Genomic DNA, 17,204 nt, shown 5'->3' on the forward strand with positions numbered 1-17,204 from the left:
CTTAAAGCAATGCAGCCGCATCGCGATCGAGCAGCCAATAGAGTTGTCCCGCTGGCTGAATCAAACGAGCGGGCGTTTGTTGACTATCCCCCTCAGCTGCCAAGGCACATTGCAGCGCTTCTTGCTTGGCGGCACCGCTGACGAGAAACACTACCGTTCGTGCTCGATTGATCAACGGGGCCGTAAACGTGAGGCGCGGTTGTCCGTCGCGATCACCAACCGTGACCAAGCGGGTTTGTTCGTCTAGCGCTGCTGTTCTCGGGAAGAGAGAAGCCGTATGCCCGTCATCCCCTAAGCCCAAGAGAATCAGATCAAATACCGGCCAGTCCTCTTCCGAAACTTGAAAGGCTCGTCGCAGATCTGCTTCTGCGATCGCGGCATCCTGCCAAGGATCTGCGGACTGGGTCGGTAGCGGGTGGATCTGCTCAGCTGGAATCGGCACTCGATTCAGCCAAGCTTGGCGAGCCATCCGTTCATTGCTATCGGGATGATCGTTAGGAACATAGCGCTCATCACCCCAGAAAATTTGCCAGTGAGCCCAGTCGGCAGCGCTATCCGCAAACTGTTCATAGAGCGCTTTTGGTGTACTCCCACCTGACAGTGCGAGGCGAAATGTCCCTCGTTCCGCGATCGCTTGGCTAGCAGTTTCCAACACCAGCGATCGGGCAGCGGCCACCACCGCTGCGAAATCAGCCACAACAGATTGATGAACGGACATCTCAGGCTCTCTGCACTGGCTCCATTCTGGCTGATGGTTATTGTGCAGGTTCAGCTCGTGCCTACTGACAGCTCTTCTGAGCACCAGAGCACGTTAGGGTAAGGAACCGCAGCGGCGTCACTCTGCGCCCTGTTTTATGAGACTGCCGCCATGACGCTGGACATTGTTCTTGGACTCAATCAAGCGATTGACTTCACCTTGCCAGTGGTCATCAATTCGGCGGTTCAAAATAGTCCGCAACCTGAGACTTTACGGTTCAATATCGTCATTCCCGTCGGTCAAACTGAGCATTTTCAAGCTCTGCTAGAAACCACGTTCCCCAATCCCAGCTTTCAGTGGCGGCTCGGTACGTTTCAGCCATCTGCTGATCTCGCGGATTACCTCGCCCACAAATACAGCCGCGATCGCGGTGAACGGCTGCTGGGGCGCTACATGCAGTTTTCTCGCGTTTGGATCCCTCAGGTATTCCCAGACCTAACGCGCGTCCTCTACTTCGATACTGATGTCGTGCTGCTCGACGATCCGGGCCAGTTGAGTCAGCAAGCCGGTGAATTTCGCCCCGACCTCTTCTTCGCAGCGGTACCTCATGCCCGTCCGGCTTGGATGTACTTCAAGAAGCCATGGCGAGCAAGCCGGTATCTGAAGATCATGGGCAAAACCTTTAACAGCGGGGTGATGGTCACCGATCTTCGCTTTTGGACGGAGTCGGTCTATCAACGCATTCAAGCCGTTCTCGATCGCGATCGCCAATTCCGCTACCGCTTTCTAGAAGGCGGAGATGAAGCCTTACTCAACGCCTGTTTCCCGTCCTACCAGGCTCTACCGAAGCGCTGGAATCGCTGTGGCTACGGCAATGCCCGACCAGTTGCTCGGTTGTTGGCCTGTGACCCCCAAGAAGCCGGGGTCATTCACTGGAGCGGCGGTCATCACAAGCCCTGGAATACCAGCGACATCATCTACGGTGACCTCTGGCGCCGCTACGCGAATTTGCCTGGACTGCCCCTGCCGAAGCTGGCCTAGCTCGGTAGTCGCTCATGCTAATCCTTAAATCCCTGACCCTCACCAAGAATTCGACTGTTAAATCAATGGGGTGAGAGTAGGGTCTCGTCGTTTTAATTGCTCAGTCATCGCGGACAGGAAGTTGAGCATTGCTGAATGTTGAGACTTGTGAATATCAAAACGAGTGTTACTTAATCTCAAGACAGTCGTAACGATCTTCAGTTGTGCCTCTAGTGGACAGATTGTTCTGAAGATGCCATCTGAAGATTAAGAAAGGCATCAAGATTTTCCCACTTCCACGCTTTCTTGAAAACAATCAGAGCACAGTCAAACCTCAAGACTGTTGTTTGTCGCCTGCATGTGCAGTGATAACTGGTTTCGTAGCCTACCAAGCACTTTGGGGTGAAGATGAGCCTTTCTGACAAGTTTATCCGTAACCCAGTGCTGACTACGGTCTGCTCTCTTGTCATCCTATTGCTGGGCGGCATTGCAATTCCGTTGCTACCACTCGAAAAGCTTCCCCAGATGGCACCGACCCAAATTGCAGTTACTGCAACTAATTTGGGTGCAGATGCCAAGACTACTGTAGATACAGTAACCAGCGTTCTAGAAACAGAAATTAATGGTGTTGAGGACATGAAATATATGTCTTCAACCACTGACTCAGGTGGGATTGCCAATATCAAAGTCTCATTCCCAGTTGCGGTTAATCGCAATATTGCTCAGGTCAATGTCACTAACAGAGTGAACCAAGCGCTGCCTAGTATGCCTGAGGTGGTCAAGCAGACTGGAATCACGGTTGAAGCAGCCTCACCGAGTTTGCTACTGGCCTATGGCTTTTATTCAGAGCTAGGAGCTGATGGAAAGCCGCTCTATGACACTGAGTTTATGAGTAACTATCTTGATCAGTTTGTCGTTGATGAGCTGAAGCGCATTCCAGGAATTGGCAGCCTTCTCATCCTGGGAGAACGAAAATATGCACTACGTATTTGGTTAGATCCCAATAAATTAGCAGGCCGTAACCTTACTGCCTCTGATGTAGAGCGGGCTTTGAAAGAGCAGAATATTCAAACTGGGGCTGGACGGATTGGACAGGAGCCCTCTCAACCGGGTCAAACATTTGCCATTCCACTTCGCGCTGACAGCCGCTTTATCAGTGTTGAAGATGCCGAGAACTTAGTGATTCAAGTCAGTGAGAATGGTCAGCTGACAAAAATTCGAGATATTGGTCGAGCGGAGCTAGGAGCTGAAAATTATGACGTTAGTACGATTGTGAGTGGTAAGCCAACTGCTGGCTTGGCACTGTATCAGTTGCCTGGTGCTAACGCGCTGGATACTGGCAATCGTATTAAGGCAAAGATTGAAGAACTGTCAGCTGATTTTCCGCCAGGATTAAGGTATGAAATTCCCTATGACTCTACCCTCTTTGTCGTGACATCACTCCAAGATGTCACCTCGAACTTGATGCAAGCCATTGTGATGGCTGTATTAACAATTTTGATCTTTTTACAAGATTGGCGCTCAACGATCGTTCCTGCTTTGGCGATGCCCGTCGCCATGATCGGTGCAATGTCGGTACTGCTGGGATTTGGTTTTAGCATCAACCAGCTGACTATGTTCGGCATCATTTTGGCGATCGGAACAGTGACGGATGATGCCGTCGTAATCGTTCAATCGATTAAGAGCAAAATGAGTCAGGGTATGCGACCAATGCAAGCAGCTCTGGACTCTATGAATGAGCTAGCGACTCCTTCAATTACAGCTGCCTTAGTGCAGCTAGCTGTTTTCATCCCAGTCATGTTCTTCCCAGGAACAACTGGGATTGTTTACCGACAGTTTGCAATTACTTTATCAGCAGCGATTATCTTCTCCACGTTTAATGCTTTAACTTTCTCGCCAACGATGGCAGCGTTGTTCTTGAAGCCAGAAGGTACTGCTCCAGAAAAAATTGATAGAGCAGTTAATTTTCTGATGGGCTGGTTTTTTAGGTTATTCAATTCTGGATTTGGTCAACTTGAGCGGTGGTATAGCCGAGTCATTGAGATACTCAAATCATCACGCTATCTCATTTTAGCAATTTTTGTTGTGGGTCTATTAGCAACAGTCTGGATGCTAAGAGTGACCCCAACAGGTTTTATCCCTGAAGAGGATCAAGGTTTGATGATTCTTGTGGGTGAAGCACCGCCGATGTCTTCCCTACAGTATACAGATGGGGAGGTCGCTAAGGTTGGGAAAGTCTTAGATGATTATCCAGAAATTGAAAGCTATCTTGGGGCTGCTGGCTTTGGTTTTGATGGTAATGCTTACAATAAATATGCTTTCTTTGTCAAGCTAACAGACTGGTCGCAACGTACTCAAAAGAGTCAGTCAGTCTTTAGCCTAATACAAACAATCAATAAAAGACTGAGAACAGAAATAACTGGATCCATTGCGATCGTCACCAATATTCCTCCGATTGATGGAGTTGGAGCCACAGGTGGCTTGGAGTTTCAATTGCAAAATCGTGGAGGGTTGCCTTCGGAAGCACTGTGGAAAAATGCTCAGGCAATGATTGTGACAGCGAATGAACGACCTGAGCTAGAAGGAGTACGGACTACTTTCACGCCTGGAGTCCCACAAATCGCAATTCAGATCGATCGTAATCAAACTAAGGCACTGGGTATCGACATCAATGAGGCTTTTGGAACTTTACAAACTTACTTAGGGGGCCGCTATATTAATGATTTTATTCTTGATGGTGATCAGTATCGAGTCTATGCACAAGCTGATGTAGCCTTTCGCAGCACTCCAGAAGACATTAATTCCTTCTATGTGCGATCGCGATCGGGAAGTCTAGTTCCATTAGGTAAGTTGGTCACATTCCAAGAGTTTATTGCGCCACCGATTATTACCCGCTACAACGTCTATGATTCAATCAAAATTCAAGCAGTTCCAGCACCGGGATTTAGCTCTGGACAAGGAATTGCTGCTATAGAATCAGTCGCAAAAGAAGTTTTAGATCCAGGTTTTGGTTATGAGTGGACGGGGTTGAGCCTAGAAGAAATTTCAGCAGGAGGAGCGACTGGGGCTATTTTTGGACTAGCGATCGTCCTAGTCTTTCTGGTCATGGCAGCTCAATATGGTAGCTACATTGACCCTCTTATTATTCTCTTGACAGTTCCTTTAGCAATTTTAGGCGCCATGGGAGCTATTTGGATTCGCGCTAATCTCTTTCAAGTGGGAAGTGTTTTCCCTGTGATTAACAATGATATTTATGCTCAAGTAGGACTGCTTATGCTGATTGGCATGGCTAGTAAAAATGCCATTTTGATTGTGGAGCAGGCTAATGAGTTTCTTCGTCAAGGGATGGATATTGGAAAAGCAGCAGTGGAAGCAGCAAAATCTCGTTTTCAGCCTATCTTGATGACTGCCTCCTCTGGTTTAGTTGGCTATATCCCGTTGATGACAGCCGCAGGTGCAGGCGCAATTAGCCGCTGGTCAATTGGGACAGTCAGCTTTGGTGGTTACCTAGTCGCAACAGTTTTAAGCTTAGGCATCGCGCCAATTATTTACATTATTATCAAGACCTTAGAGAAAGAGTTTTTACTAGACTCAAAACCTAAGAATCAGCCTAGATAAAGTATCTATTTTACTCCAGATATTGCAAGAGTTGACTGTCAAGAAAATTAACTAGAGTACTTGAAAGGTGTATTTATATGAGGCGGCTTCATCATGAACTATCGATCGATCATTTTTTCAGCATTCATGACATCTATTCTTGGAGCTATTGCAGGTTTTTCTTTCACCTATATTGGTCAGCCAGACTTGGAACTAAGGCGCTATCAGAGTGAGTTTTACCAGACTCTTTATCATCGCTATCCTCTTCTTGGAGCTGGGCTGGGATTTATGGTTGGTGCTGGCTTTGCAACTGTCAGCCAAGCAAATAAAAGACGTAGCTAGATTCAATATTAGATCCTGAAACTCTAGAATCCAAGCTTAATGAGTCGAGCTAAAATAAAGTTGCCAATCTTGAGGCCGTAGGGAGTGATCCACCAAGATAAAGGCAAGAAACCTGTTGGAGATGAGGAATCAACTTGCCAATCTTGATGAAAGATGAACTCACCCTTTTGGCGCCAACCAATACGGTCAAAGAACTGAAACATTAAATCTTGATCTTGGGCAATGAGTGTGTTGAGACTACCTCCAAGGTCACGATAGCTCTGTAGCTGGACACTAAATCCAAATTTGCCATTACTATACTTTTGCCAAAGCCTATCAGTAATTCTTAGAGGCCCAAGAGGATATTTTTCAATGTCTTCAGGAGAAATAGTGTCTGAATTTTTGTTGATAATATTCATTAATATTTTTGCAGTTTCTTGGTCTGCCTCTTTAAACTCTCTTCTCTTGAGAAAATTCTGAAGTCTTTGAAAAGTGTCAATATCAGAAATCATTAGTAAATCATCTTGTAGATTCTCGATTGAAGCTTCTAGATGAGAGAGGACAGACTGTTCTTGTTGAACTTCTTGCTGAAGTTCTTGAATAGATCGTGTTATCGATTTAAGATAATTTAGCTGCTCTTTAATGCTGTTGACAGCCTGTTCAAGCCTTTCAATTCTGCTTGATAGTTGATTGTAACTATTAATTCTCGCCTCAAGAGCTGCTAGACGTTGATCTAAATCACGATCGCTCTTGTCATCCATAGTATTTACCTGCTAGAAATTCATAGCCATACTAGCGGATAGAGGTATTGCTATGACCTTTAGGGAACTTGGATTAAAGAGTTTCTAAAGAAACAGATGTCTATGTTCAATGTCTAGGATGTCACTTTTCAAGTGATTTAACGGTAAGAGTCGCTTTTAAGATGAAAGCTATAGTCTGAAATTAAAGGCTTTAACGCCCGAAGGATATCACTACGATACCGTAGAAGCTTAAATCAGTTGAAGTTTATCTTGAAAGAGCAAAAACTATGACTATAGTTTAGAAGGAGTTGTCAGTTCTTATTTTAGATGTTTTAGATTTGCAGAGTTTGCTTTTGCTCTCCTGAGAGTTCAGGAACAAGGAGTTAGGAGTAATGAAAAATTCTAAATCTCTTTTATCTCAGCACTCTTTCCCTTTTCTGCTTGGTGTGGTTCTTGCTCTGCCGATCTTTAGTACATCCTGTCGGCCAGTGCTTGAGGCCGATGCTCAAACTCCAAGTATTGCTACAGAGATAATTACTTTACAGACAAATCTCACTAAAAATAGTACTGAGTTTGTGGGTAGCTTAGAAGCGGCTCAGATTGCCGAAGTTCGACCTGAGATTCAGGGGCGAGTTGAGCGTATTATTGTTTCACCAGGGCAAAGTGTAGATGTTGGGAGATCGCTGCTAGTTTTGAAAGCAGACGAAACACTTCCTCAGTTGCAAGGGTCCTTAGCTGCTCTTGATGTGGCTATTGGTGGTCGAGAAAATGCTCTAAAAGCCCTAGATATTGCAAGAGCACAGCGAGATACTGCTCGCTCTGATTTGAATCTCAAAATTATTAATACTAAACGGGTTCAGCAACTGGTTGCAGATGGAGCACTTGCGCAAATTTATTTAGATGAAGTGTTAGCTAAACAAGATGCGGCTCGTAACAGCCTAAAAGCAGCTGAAGAGCAGGTTGCCGCAGCACAAGTCGCTATTACACAAGCTGATGCAAAAATTCGAGAGGCTCGTGCTCAGGCACAATCTTCTGGAGTCAGTCTTGGTTTTAAGAACGTCGTTGCTCCAATTGCTGGAGTAGTTGATGACATTCTAGTAAAAGTAGGAGATTACGTCACTACAGGTCAACCAGTCACTCGGATAACGCAGACAGATATGTTTTATCTGAATATTGAAGTACCTGCTGAAAAGGCCAATCAACTGAAGATAGGATTAGCAGTAGAGTTGCTAGATCCTAGTAATGGACAGCAGTTGGCAACAGGTAGCTTAGTCTTTATTTCTCCAACGGTTAAATTTAATGCTCAAGGTATTTTAACAAAAGCTCAGTTTCAAAATGTTAATAGTAAGCTGAGAGATGGTCAATTTGTTGCTGCGCGTTTGATCTGGGGAGTTCAACCTGGTATCTTGGTGCCGACAGGAGCAATTTCCCGAATTAGTGGTAAGAGCTTCGTATTCGTAGTTGATAAAAAGCCTAATCAAAAAGGCCAGCCAGTTGTCCGATTACAGCCTGTTGAACTAGGTCCAATTCAGGGCAATCAATATCAAATCAAATCTGGCCTTAAAACGGGCGATCGCATTGCAGTAACAAATGTTTTGAGACTGAGAGATGGTGCGGTAATCCAATCCCACAATTAACAGTTGTTGCGATATAACACTGTTTAGTAGTGGGACTAAAGCTGTTAAAATAAGTAAATTAATTAAGTTTACTTCCCGAAAGAATTTATTGATTGACCTTTCGCCATTTTTTATGCGTAGATTCTATATACTCTCAACACGTGTTGAGGGACTCTGCTGCACTTAATAACTTATGAATTATCACTCTGCCTGCAGCAGATTTATAGGACTGGATCGCTAGCCCCAAAGCGAAGGCGCAGCAGGGATAACGTCAAAACAACTAAAAAGAGCGCTAGACCCACGGTGCAGGCATAACTCACTTCCAGCTTTTGAAAGGCCTGTTGGTAGACGTAATAGACAACCGTTTTGGAACTATTCAGTGGGCCACCTTGGGTCATGATGAAGACTTCTTCAAAGACCTTAGTGGCAGAAATTGCCGAAATCACTGCCACTAAGACCAAGTAGGGGCGCATCAGCGGCAGCGTGATATCCCAATGGCGACGCCAACCATCCGAGCCATCCAAAGCAGCGGCTTCGTAGAGTTCGCCGGGGATCCCTTGCAGTCCTGCCAGATAGATCACCATGTAATAGCCCAGACCTTTCCAGACGGTGACTGCCATAACGCTGAAGAGGGCTAGCGCTGGACTCGTCAGCCAAGGAATCGGTTGGAATCGTTCACCAAACACCAGTTGCCCTAGTTGGTTGAGTAGCCCTGTTTCGGCATAGAGCCACCGCCAAGCAATTCCCGCCACCACGATCGAGACGATCACGGGGGTGTAGTAGGCCAAGCGAAAGAGGGTAATGCCGCGCAGTGGGCGATTGACCAAGATCGCCAGTCCCAAGGGCAGAAAGACCAGCAGCGGCACAACACCAATGAGATAGATAAACGTGTTGCCAAGGGTTTTCCAGAAGACGGCATCGTTGATCAGTCGCTGGAAATTTTCTAGGCCGACCCACTGGGGCGATCGCGTCAAGTTGTAGTCGAAGCGGGTGAAGCTGAAATAAAAAGCCTGCAGCGCTGGCCAAAATACTGTCAGACCCAAAATTGTCAGCGCCGGTGCCAAGAACAGATAGGGAGACAGGCGATCGCGCAATGCAGTCATGGACACCTCTGGCACAGACAACCGAGGGCGAAGGCCCCGAAGGTAAAATACTGGTTTCCCCGCTCGGCGTCAGCTTGCCATGTCCGTTCAAATCCCTGTTGCTCTGCCGCAAAACGCCTACGAGATTGCGATCGCTCACGGGGGACTGGCAGCAGCGGGCAGTTGGCTGCAACAAGCAGGTCTGAAGGCTGGCACCAAACTTCTGGTCGTCACCAACCCCGCGATCGGGCGGCGCTATGGCGATCGCCTCGTAGCAGCACTGAAAGAAGCAGGCTTTATCGTCAACTGCCTCACCCTACCGGCTGGCGAGCGCTACAAAACGCCAGCAACGGTTCAACGCATCTATGACAAAGCCCTAGAACTCCGGCTGGAGCGCCGTTCGGCTTTGGTCGCCTTAGGTGGCGGCGTGATTGGCGACATGACCGGATTTGCAGCGGCAACCTGGCTGCGCGGGATTAGCTTTGTGCAGATTCCAACTTCACTGCTGGCGATGGTTGATGCTTCGATTGGTGGTAAAACCGGCGTCAATCATCCCCGTGGCAAGAACCTGATCGGGGCGTTTCATCAACCCAAGCTGGTGTTGATCGATCCAGAAACGCTACAGACCCTGCCCGTACGGGAGTTCCGTGCCGGCATGGCTGAGGTGATTAAGTACGGTGTGATCTGGGATCGGGATCTGTTTGAACGGTTGGAAGCGAGCCCCCGTCTCGATCGCCCGCGATCACTACCGGCTGATTTGCTGACCCTAATCTTGGAGCGCTCCTGTCGTGCCAAAGCAGAAGTGGTTGCGAAGGATGAGAAAGAGTCAGGTTTGCGGGCCATCCTCAACTACGGCCATACGATTGGCCACGCAGTCGAAAGTCTGACGGGCTATCGCGTCGTTAACCATGGCGAAGCTGTGGCGATCGGTATGGTTGCTGCAGGACGGCTGGCTGTGGCGCTAGGGCTCTGGAATCAAGAGGAATGCGATCGCCAAGAAGCCGTGATTGCTAAAGCAGGCTTGCCGACCCGATTACCTGAGGGCTTGGATCAAGCGGCGATCGTTGATGCTTTGCAACTCGACAAAAAAGTGCAGGCAGGCAAGGTACGGTTCATTCTGCCGACGACGCTCGGTCACGTCACGATTACCGATCAAGTCCCTAGCCAAACCCTGCAAGAGGTTCTGCAGGCGATCGCTTAATTGTCCCTGAATGCGGGTCTGAGCCGAAGGCTATGCCAGACTGATTCAGGCTAATTCCTGCCCCTCAACAGACTCAAGCGAACCTACTGTGACCACTGATTTACTCTGCCTGCTGATTCTGGCGCTGTGGACCCTACCGCTGAACCACATCCCTGCTATTGGACGAGCCAGCAAAGCCGGTCTGGATTGGGCGTTGAGCAATCGCGATCGCCAGCCAGAAGTGCCGGAGTGGGTCGGTCGTGCCGATCGCGCTCAACGCAATCATCTCGACAATCTGGCGATGATCGCTAGCGTGATTTTGATTGCCCAGATCAGTGGCAAAGCCGATGGCACCACTGCGATCGCCTCGATTGTGCTGCTGTTGGCCCGCATCGCCCACAGCCTTACCTATTTGGCCGGATTGGGCTTGCCGCGATCGCTCAGTTACCTCGTCTCTGTCGCTGCATTATTAGTGATTGTTTGGCGTCTGTTTGCCTGAGTTAGTAGGCACAAACTTCGAAGTCATCGCCAACCCAACAAGCGCGATCGCGGTTAGAACGCTCGGTGATGCCCCAGCGCGAATTGATGCCCTCTGGTGTCAGTCCTCGCACTTCAGCAACTCCTGGCGACACAATCGTGACGGTAATCACAGAGCGACCGGCAATCCAATTGGACTGCAGCGAGGTTACTGTAAAGCTGCCATTGCTGCCAAATTGCTTGAAATCGCAGGCACCGTTAAACGTGGTGCGACCGGCTTCTTTAATGACACAGCGAGCCGGTGTTGCTAATCCAGGCAGAGCGAAGGCTGTTGCTAGCCCGAGTCCCAAGAGGCTACTGGTCATCCATTGCATCAACAAGTTTGACTTTTGCATCTTGGTTACTGGGTAGAACGCCTCTGGACTAGATTGCCCAGAAAGGTTCTGCGATCGCAAGCCATGATTCAGAACTTGAGAAATGTCAGCAATCGATTGTAGGCAAGACTAACTCTAATGCAATCAATTCTCTTGTCCCGAGAGATTCAATAGAGAAACAGATGTCACTGGTTAGGCAACATCTGTTCTTACAAAAATATTCAGTTAGAACCGATTAGCTCTAGCGAGTTCCGAGTTGTAGCGATCCATTGCTATTTTGATAGGCGCACATTTGTTGCTTGGTGACTCGATCAACCCAACAGCGAACAGGCTTTCCTTTTTGATTGGCCTCAGCAGCTTCCGGCAAGCTCAGCAGCATTGAGGTCGTGCTGAACAGAGCGATCGCTGTTAAGAGTGCAGCAGTGAACGAACGGTTATTGATGGAAGTCATGGTTCAGAACAGAATCACTGACTTCTTTACGATCGCTCTGAGTTAAGAGACTCCTCGTGATCTAATCGTGTTTGAGTGTGTGAGATTGATCACACATTGCAGACGAAATTGATTAATGCGCGATCGCTATTCGATAAAGACTGAATGGGTTGAGTGAGTGCGGCTCCAAGCCCAGCGTTCATGCTCAGCGAGATCCGTGCCGGGACGACTCCAGCGGCGATCGGTATGGCTGAGATCCACACCCGTAAAGTTCACGTCGTAGATGAAGGCATGACTGAGGTCAGCTTCATGCAGATCGGCAGCCGTGAAGTCAGTCCGATAGAGAATGGCGCGCACCAAATCAGCTTGCTGCAAGCAGGCTTGCCGGCAATTAGCCTCGGCCAAAATGCTGTCGTTAAGCATTGCCCGCCGTAAATTTGCACCCACGAGTTGCGATCGACAGAGATCAGCGCGCAGCAAATCAGCTCCGAGGAGATTCGCGCCGCTACAGTCGGCTTCCCTGAGGATTGCTCCCCGCAGCCAAGCCCGCCGCAGATCTGCCCCAACCAGAATTGCGCCCGTCAGATCAGCATTTTCGAGATCAACATTGACGAGATCGACAAACGAGAGATCTGCTTGGCGCAAGTCGGGAATAATCGTCGGATTTTGCGATCGCCAGCGACTCCAGACAGCTGTGCCTCGCCGTAGAAATGCCAGATGTTCGGCATTTGCCATATCGCTACTCCCGAGAGCGATCGCCGGGATGCTCACGTCCCGACAAATTTTCGAGTGCCGCTAAGGCAGCCTGCGAGCCAGCAATGATGTCGCGTTCTTCCCCACCTAAAAAGAGTCGGCCAAAACTACCGATCGCACTGACTTGCAGGATGTTGATCAACGCTGCTTTTTCGGCTTCGTTGGCTGCTAGCGCTGCATACGCCGCCGGTTGGACCTCAAGGACGTAGAGGGTTTCACCGGCCAGCAGCATTTGGCCACGGCGCTGCCGGTTGATCAGCTGCGCTTGGTGAGCATCAATATTACGGATGATTTGGCTGGAGACAATTTTGGGTTTGAGGCGATCGCGTTCCGTCAGTCCCAGAGCGGAGAGGACTGCACGTCCGGCTTCACGCACTTCGCCCTGATTGCTGGCATGGACTTCCATCAAGCCATAGAGGCGCTCAATAAATTGCACGCCGGGTCGCACCACTGCCGACTTGAGCGCGATGTCCATCATCCGGTTGATTTCAATGCCTGGGGAGATTTCAATCCAGACCGAAGCATCCCCTGGCAGTGTCAAAAAGCCTGTGGCGACTGTACCGATATAGGAGGCGTGTTGCCGTTGCAAATTGTCGAGGTAGACGTAACTGCGCAGCTCAACGCCCAAAACAACATCCTTGTAAAGCCAAATTTGAGTCTACCGCGCAGACTTGGCCTCAATCGAGCAAGGGCGCGATCGCACCGGCAATCGCTGCGCGTTGTTCGGCGTCATAGCCCCAGCGATCGAGAAAGTCTGTAAACGCTCCCGCACCCGTCAAACTCTGCTGCAAGTCCTGCAAAAGCTGGCGTAGGCTTGGACTCTCTAATTGCCGCAGGTGTTCTGCCGATCGCCGACTGACTCGCTGGGATTGAGCTGCCATTGCTGGGTCGGCATTGCGCTCGTGAGTCAGCACCATCGCCGTAGACATCGCCAGATTGCGCACCATCAAGTCTTCGACATACGTCGATTGCGATCGCAGGGCTGCAATCAAAGCAGGAGAGGGTTGATCGGCCCATGGCTCCTCGCTGGTGAGATAGGTGACGAAAAAGCCCCGCGCTCCATCCCGGCTAGCCACCAACTGGGCGATCGCTTGCGCCACAGCGTCTGTTGGCTCCAAGGCTAAAAGCTGCTGGGCTAAGGCGATCGCAGTCCCAAAGTCAGGATTTTCGGGAATGTTCGGCAGAGAATCCGGCATCGCTGGCGACTAGAAGGCTGTGGTTGATCTTAGAAGGCTGAGCCCAGCCCCAAGCAGGAGCTAGAAAGTCTCTTCCTCTGCCTCTGCGATCGCCGCCTGTTCCGATTCAGGATGAGGGCCAATCCATTCGGGATGCTTGAAGTAGTGCAGATGCTGCCAGCGATCGAGGACATCGTGGATCAACACTTGCTCGAAAAAGACCTTAGCAACCACAGCTAAAGGCAGCGCTAAAATCAGGCCGGCTAGCCCAAAAATACTAGCGAAGACAATCTGAGCAATCAGCGTTAGTGCAGGTAAAAGTGAAACCTGCCGCGCCATAATTGTCGGCGTCAGCCAGTAGCTTTCAAGTTGTTGAATGATGATGTAAAGGACTAAAACTGCCCAAGCTTTCCAAGGCTCATCTAAAAGAACCACTGAGATAGGAAAAACAGCGCTCAGGGTTGGGCCAAGGTTAGGGATTAAATTGAGGAAGCCCGCAATGATTGCATTCACTAGAGCGAGCTTAACACCAAGAATCATCAAACCAACCCAGCTGAAGAGTGCGATCGCACTTGAGCTAATCAAAATTCCAAGGAACCAATCGCTCAGTGAAATTTCGCAGGCATTGAGAATCTCATCAGCTCGTCGCCGATAGAAGGAGGGCAGCAACCGCAAGAAAGTTTGCCGATAGGATTGGGGGTTGCTCAGCATCATTAGTGTCAGAACGACGATCAGAAGCAACTGAGCAGCAGCGACGACTGTGTTGTTAAAGACAGACAGAAAATTGCGCGCCAGTGGACCTAGCTGCTGAGAGAAGGAAGTCCAATTGCGGCGATCGCCAAAACTTTGAATGAGGTCACGAATCGCCGAATCAACAAAGAGGCGGGCACTGCGATCATCACTAAACCCTGGCAGCAGTTGCACGATGTCAACCAGTCGTTCTTCGACCCAGTCCAGTAACTTGGCAAACCCCTGGGGTGCCAACTCGAGTAGGTCTTGAAACTGCACCAGTAGGGGTGGCATAAGCAGGGCAACCAGCAAGCCACCCACCACGGTCAACCCCAACAGCGTTACGGTCAGTGAGAGGCGACGCGACCAGCGCAACCGCTGCTGAAGCTGGCGGGCGAGGTGGTTAATGATCACCGCAAGGACCACCGCCGCAAAGAGGAGTAGCATCACCTGCCGCAACTGCCAGAGAATATAGGCGGCTGCTAGGATGCCGGTGAAACCAAGCCACTGCCCGAGGCGCATGGTCGAGAATCCTTTCCGTTGACCTCACTCAGTATGCGGCACTGTTTTGGAGGACTAGCATGCAGCGGACTTGGCGATCGCCTGCTCGGGTCGATCTACCGTTTGGCTGGCTCCAGCAGGTCAAGCAGGTCTATCCCAAACCCTACGCTCACATCCTTGCCCAGCTGATTTGGCAGCGACAACTGGCCACGCCAGCGTCGCTCGCAGGATTCCTTGAACCCGATCGCTATCAGCCAACAGGCCCTGAAGCTTTTGGCATCGAAATGGAGTGGGCGATCGCCCGGTTGCAGCAAGCCTATGGCAATCCTGACGATCGCCTTTTGATCTGGGGCGATTTTGATGCAGATGGACTGACCGCTACGGCAGTGCTTTGGGAAGGACTAGGGCAATACTTCCCGCAATCGGAACGTCTGTTTTGGACGATTCCCGATCGCCTCCAGCAATCCCATGGTTTGAACATTGAGGGACTAGAGCAGGCGATCGCTGACGGCACCACCCTCGTGATTACCTGTGACACGGGCTGCGGCGATGCAGAGCTGTTGGAGTGGGCCCACGATCGTGGATTGGATGTGATCATCACCGATCACCACACGCTGCTGCCCGAACGACCACCAGTCACAGCTCTGATCAATCCCCGTCAGTTCCCGACCGATCATCCGCTCGCGACCCTCTCCGGGGTTGCCGTTGCGTACAAACTTGTGGAAGCACTCTACACAGCTCTACCACTACCTGACGTACAGCCTTTAGAACACTTGCTCGATCTCGTGGCGATCGGTTTGATTGCGGATCTCGTTGAGCTAAGAGGCGACTGTCGCTATCTCGCGCAGCAGGGATTGCAGCAGCTTCAGCAACTCTCCCAAGTGCGGCCTCAAGCTAGTCGACGTCCTGGCATCACGGAACTTCTGAATTGCTGCAAACGCCAAGGCGATCGCCCCAGTGATATCCGCTTTGGCATCGGGCCGCGATTGAATGCGGTCAGCCGTTTGCAGGGCAAGGCCGATTTGGCGCTGCAACTGCTCACCGGTTGTGATCCACAGGCAGGCATTCGCCTTGCTCATCAAGTTGAAGAACTCAACCAACGGCGGCAACGGTTACAACGCGATTTGCTGCGGGAGTTAGAGCCACAAATTCAGCAACAGCGCGATCGCACTGCCCTAGTCCTTGTCGGAGAAGGGTGGCATGGAGGTCTTTTGGGGCTAGTGGCTGGTCAGGTAGCTCACCGCGAAGAGAAGCCGACCCTTGTGCTGAGCCTCGATCCACCAGGAACAGAACCTCGGCTAGCTCGGGGATCGGCGCGTTCGATCCCCGGTCTCAACCTTTATGAATTGCTCGCTGATCAGCGATCGCTCTTGCTTCGCTTTGGTGGGCACCCCCAAGCAGCGGGTCTTAGCCTAGCCAACGAACATCTGCCCATTCTGAGAGATGCACTGGAGCAACGCCTGCACCTGCATCCGCCCGATCGCCACTTAGCCGCGATCGCCCCAGAGGTCACGGTCACGGTAGCCGATCTCGATCGCCCGCTGTTCCGTGCCCTCTATGCCTTAGAACCCTGCGATCGTCTGCCGCAATTAGAAATCCGGCGTTGCCGCTTGCAACAACAACGACCAAGTTACGTTGGTTCAGGACTCTACCGCCGCCAGTATTGGATCTTTCAGATCACCGATGACAGCGGCGCGATCGCTGCAGGCCAGTACTGGCCAGAGAGCAATGCCGAGACCTTACCTCCAGAAGGCGATCGCTGCGACCTTGTAATTGAGCTAGATCTCCGCACTGCTGCCGGTGATCAAAGCCGGCGGGAATTGGTTGCGCGTTTGCTGGCTTGGCGACCGCACCAGACTGCTCCGTCAGATCCAGAACCGATGCTGTTGGACTGGCGATCGCAGCGACCTGATTCGGCGATCGCAGCTCATGTAGTCACTACCTGTCCGTGGAGCTGGGAGGAGCTTGCCTTGCAGTGGCAACAAGCCCAACGACTGCAGCAGCCTTTAGCGCTGGCTTATCCACCGCCTGAAGTGGAAGATCTCGAGCGCGCTTGGCGACAATGGCTGGGGGTGTTGCGGTCTCTGGCTCAGCGATCGCAACCCGTCAGCTGGTCAAGTTTGAGCGATCGCCTCGGCTGGCCGATCGATTTCCTCAAAAAGAGCTTGCAGATCGGTGAACCCTTGGGCTATCACTGGCAAATCAGTTCAGAGGGTGTGCTGCTTACTTGGCCTAACTGGGCGCAGTTAGATTGGCAAACTCCCCAAGTCCGCCAGACTCACCACCAGTGGCAGCGACTCCTGCGAGAATGGCAGAGACAGCGGCAGTTCTTCGGCGAGGCTTCCTTGCAGACGCTAGCCGCAGGACTTCACGATCGCTATAATCTCCGCACTTCCGAGCCGGCCTAGCTTGTCTTGACCGACAGCGGAACCGCCGGGACAACTGGCACAGTTGCCCTGGGAACTGTCCCAAGCCCTTGCCTAGGCTGAGCCTAGGGTTTCCCGCTTCTGGC

At 50.6% G+C, this 17,204-nt stretch carries 16 protein-coding genes; 7 read left to right on the forward strand and 9 right to left on the reverse strand.

Annotated elements, in window-relative coordinates; all coding sequences use genetic code 11:
• Position 1 precedes the first annotated feature (1 nt).
• Positions 2 to 718 carry a 6-phosphogluconolactonase gene (gene pgl / locus DOP62_RS10870; RefSeq protein WP_370538792.1) on the reverse strand — a complete coding sequence of 239 codons (717 nt, stop codon included), beginning with the start codon at positions 716 to 718 and terminating at the stop codon, positions 2 to 4.
• A 150-nt stretch (positions 719 to 868) separates the two neighbouring features.
• Here pgl and DOP62_RS10875 point away from each other — a divergent pair, with 150 nt between their 5' ends.
• The 3 genes from DOP62_RS10875 (at position 869) to DOP62_RS10885 (ending at position 5,656) form a co-directional block, all read left to right on the forward strand.
• Positions 869 to 1,738, forward strand: coding sequence for a glycosyltransferase family 8 protein (locus DOP62_RS10875; RefSeq protein WP_208674738.1), 870 nt, complete (start codon positions 869 to 871; stop codon positions 1,736 to 1,738).
• A 387-nt stretch (positions 1,739 to 2,125) separates the two neighbouring features.
• Positions 2,126 to 5,335, forward strand: a complete 3,210-nt coding sequence (locus DOP62_RS10880; protein ID WP_222610258.1) for an efflux RND transporter permease subunit — start codon at positions 2,126 to 2,128, stop codon at positions 5,333 to 5,335.
• A 93-nt stretch (positions 5,336 to 5,428) separates the two neighbouring features.
• On the forward strand, positions 5,429 to 5,656 hold the full coding sequence (locus DOP62_RS10885) for a hypothetical protein (protein ID WP_208674742.1): 228 nt from the start codon (positions 5,429 to 5,431) through the stop codon (positions 5,654 to 5,656).
• Positions 5,657 to 5,679: 23 nt separating this feature from the next.
• Here DOP62_RS10885 and DOP62_RS10890 read toward each other — a convergent pair whose 3' ends face one another.
• Entirely contained in the window at positions 5,680 to 6,396 is a 717-nt protein-coding gene (locus tag DOP62_RS10890) for a GUN4 domain-containing protein (RefSeq protein ID WP_208674744.1), read from the reverse strand.
• Positions 6,397 to 6,767: 371 nt separating this feature from the next.
• Between DOP62_RS10890 and DOP62_RS10895 the strand changes: the two genes are divergently transcribed.
• The gene (locus DOP62_RS10895; RefSeq protein ID WP_208674746.1) at positions 6,768 to 8,012 is read left to right on the forward strand and encodes an efflux RND transporter periplasmic adaptor subunit; all 1,245 of its coding nucleotides are present in this window, start codon (positions 6,768 to 6,770) and stop codon (positions 8,010 to 8,012) included.
• 200 nt (positions 8,013 to 8,212) lie between these two features.
• Here the strand turns inward: DOP62_RS10895 and DOP62_RS10900 are convergent, their stop codons facing one another.
• Positions 8,213 to 9,094 (reverse strand): carbohydrate ABC transporter permease, encoded by an 882-nt coding sequence (locus tag DOP62_RS10900; protein ID WP_208674748.1) that lies wholly within the window; start codon positions 9,092 to 9,094, stop codon positions 8,213 to 8,215.
• Positions 9,095 to 9,173: 79 nt separating this feature from the next.
• Between DOP62_RS10900 and aroB the strand changes: the two genes are divergently transcribed.
• Both aroB and DOP62_RS10910 read left to right on the forward strand, forming a co-directional pair.
• A complete protein-coding gene (gene aroB / locus DOP62_RS10905; RefSeq protein WP_208674750.1) occupies positions 9,174 to 10,274 on the forward strand; it encodes a 3-dehydroquinate synthase in 1,101 nt (366 codons plus the stop codon).
• An 88-nt stretch (positions 10,275 to 10,362) separates the two neighbouring features.
• Complete coding sequence (locus tag DOP62_RS10910) at positions 10,363 to 10,752, forward strand: MAPEG family protein (RefSeq protein WP_208674752.1); 390 nt, start codon at positions 10,363 to 10,365, stop codon at positions 10,750 to 10,752.
• 1 nt (position 10,753) lies between these two features.
• Here the strand turns inward: DOP62_RS10910 and DOP62_RS10915 are convergent, their stop codons facing one another.
• The 6 genes from DOP62_RS10915 to DOP62_RS10940 form a co-directional block, all read right to left on the reverse strand.
• Positions 10,754 to 11,125, reverse strand: a complete 372-nt coding sequence (locus DOP62_RS10915; RefSeq protein WP_208674754.1) for a hypothetical protein — start codon at positions 11,123 to 11,125, stop codon at positions 10,754 to 10,756.
• A 220-nt stretch (positions 11,126 to 11,345) separates the two neighbouring features.
• The gene (locus DOP62_RS10920) at positions 11,346 to 11,555 is read right to left on the reverse strand and encodes a hypothetical protein (protein WP_208674756.1); all 210 of its coding nucleotides are present in this window, start codon (positions 11,553 to 11,555) and stop codon (positions 11,346 to 11,348) included.
• A gap of 126 nt (positions 11,556 to 11,681) precedes the next feature.
• Complete coding sequence (locus tag DOP62_RS10925; RefSeq protein ID WP_208674758.1) at positions 11,682 to 12,269, reverse strand: pentapeptide repeat-containing protein; 588 nt, start codon at positions 12,267 to 12,269, stop codon at positions 11,682 to 11,684.
• A gap of 4 nt (positions 12,270 to 12,273) precedes the next feature.
• Positions 12,274 to 12,915 (reverse strand): hypothetical protein, encoded by a 642-nt coding sequence (locus tag DOP62_RS10930; RefSeq protein ID WP_208674760.1) that lies wholly within the window; start codon positions 12,913 to 12,915, stop codon positions 12,274 to 12,276.
• Between the two features lie 49 nt (positions 12,916 to 12,964).
• Positions 12,965 to 13,483 carry a hypothetical protein gene (locus DOP62_RS10935; RefSeq protein ID WP_208674761.1) on the reverse strand — a complete coding sequence of 173 codons (519 nt, stop codon included), beginning with the start codon at positions 13,481 to 13,483 and terminating at the stop codon, positions 12,965 to 12,967.
• Between the two features lie 60 nt (positions 13,484 to 13,543).
• The gene (locus tag DOP62_RS10940) at positions 13,544 to 14,713 is read right to left on the reverse strand and encodes an AI-2E family transporter (RefSeq protein ID WP_208674763.1); all 1,170 of its coding nucleotides are present in this window, start codon (positions 14,711 to 14,713) and stop codon (positions 13,544 to 13,546) included.
• A 59-nt stretch (positions 14,714 to 14,772) separates the two neighbouring features.
• Here DOP62_RS10940 and recJ point away from each other — a divergent pair, with 59 nt between their 5' ends.
• Positions 14,773 to 17,100: a single-stranded-DNA-specific exonuclease RecJ gene (gene recJ, locus DOP62_RS10945; protein WP_208674766.1), complete on the forward strand. Its 2,328-nt coding sequence runs from the start codon at positions 14,773 to 14,775 to the stop codon at positions 17,098 to 17,100.
• Positions 17,101 to 17,204 lie beyond the last annotated feature (104 nt).

The sequence above is a fragment of the Synechococcus elongatus PCC 11801 genome, assembly GCF_003846445.2.
In the GTDB taxonomy this organism is placed as follows: Bacteria; Cyanobacteriota; Cyanobacteriia; order Synechococcales; family Synechococcaceae; genus Synechococcus; species Synechococcus elongatus_A.

What these genes read in the sequence shown, in the direction of transcription:
- pgl (WP_370538792.1), bottom strand. Translation starts at nt 718, where the DNA reads ATGTCCGTTCATCAATCTGTTGTGGCTGATTTCGCAGCGGTGGTGGCC.
- DOP62_RS10875 (WP_208674738.1), top strand. Translation starts at nt 869, where the DNA reads ATGACGCTGGACATTGTTCTTGGACTCAATCAAGCGATTGACTTCACC.
- DOP62_RS10880 (WP_222610258.1), top strand. Translation starts at nt 2,126, where the DNA reads ATGAGCCTTTCTGACAAGTTTATCCGTAACCCAGTGCTGACTACGGTC.
- DOP62_RS10885 (WP_208674742.1), top strand. Translation starts at nt 5,429, where the DNA reads ATGAACTATCGATCGATCATTTTTTCAGCATTCATGACATCTATTCTT.
- DOP62_RS10890 (WP_208674744.1), bottom strand. Translation starts at nt 6,396, where the DNA reads ATGGATGACAAGAGCGATCGTGATTTAGATCAACGTCTAGCAGCTCTT.
- DOP62_RS10895 (WP_208674746.1), top strand. Translation starts at nt 6,768, where the DNA reads ATGAAAAATTCTAAATCTCTTTTATCTCAGCACTCTTTCCCTTTTCTG.
- DOP62_RS10900 (WP_208674748.1), bottom strand. Translation starts at nt 9,094, where the DNA reads ATGACTGCATTGCGCGATCGCCTGTCTCCCTATCTGTTCTTGGCACCG.
- aroB (WP_208674750.1), top strand. Translation starts at nt 9,174, where the DNA reads ATGTCCGTTCAAATCCCTGTTGCTCTGCCGCAAAACGCCTACGAGATT.
- DOP62_RS10915 (WP_208674754.1), bottom strand. Translation starts at nt 11,125, where the DNA reads ATGCAAAAGTCAAACTTGTTGATGCAATGGATGACCAGTAGCCTCTTG.
- DOP62_RS10920 (WP_208674756.1), bottom strand. Translation starts at nt 11,555, where the DNA reads ATGACTTCCATCAATAACCGTTCGTTCACTGCTGCACTCTTAACAGCG.
- DOP62_RS10925 (WP_208674758.1), bottom strand. Translation starts at nt 12,269, where the DNA reads ATGGCAAATGCCGAACATCTGGCATTTCTACGGCGAGGCACAGCTGTC.
- DOP62_RS10935 (WP_208674761.1), bottom strand. Translation starts at nt 13,483, where the DNA reads ATGCCGGATTCTCTGCCGAACATTCCCGAAAATCCTGACTTTGGGACT.
- DOP62_RS10940 (WP_208674763.1), bottom strand. Translation starts at nt 14,713, where the DNA reads ATGCGCCTCGGGCAGTGGCTTGGTTTCACCGGCATCCTAGCAGCCGCC.
- recJ (WP_208674766.1), top strand. Translation starts at nt 14,773, where the DNA reads ATGCAGCGGACTTGGCGATCGCCTGCTCGGGTCGATCTACCGTTTGGC.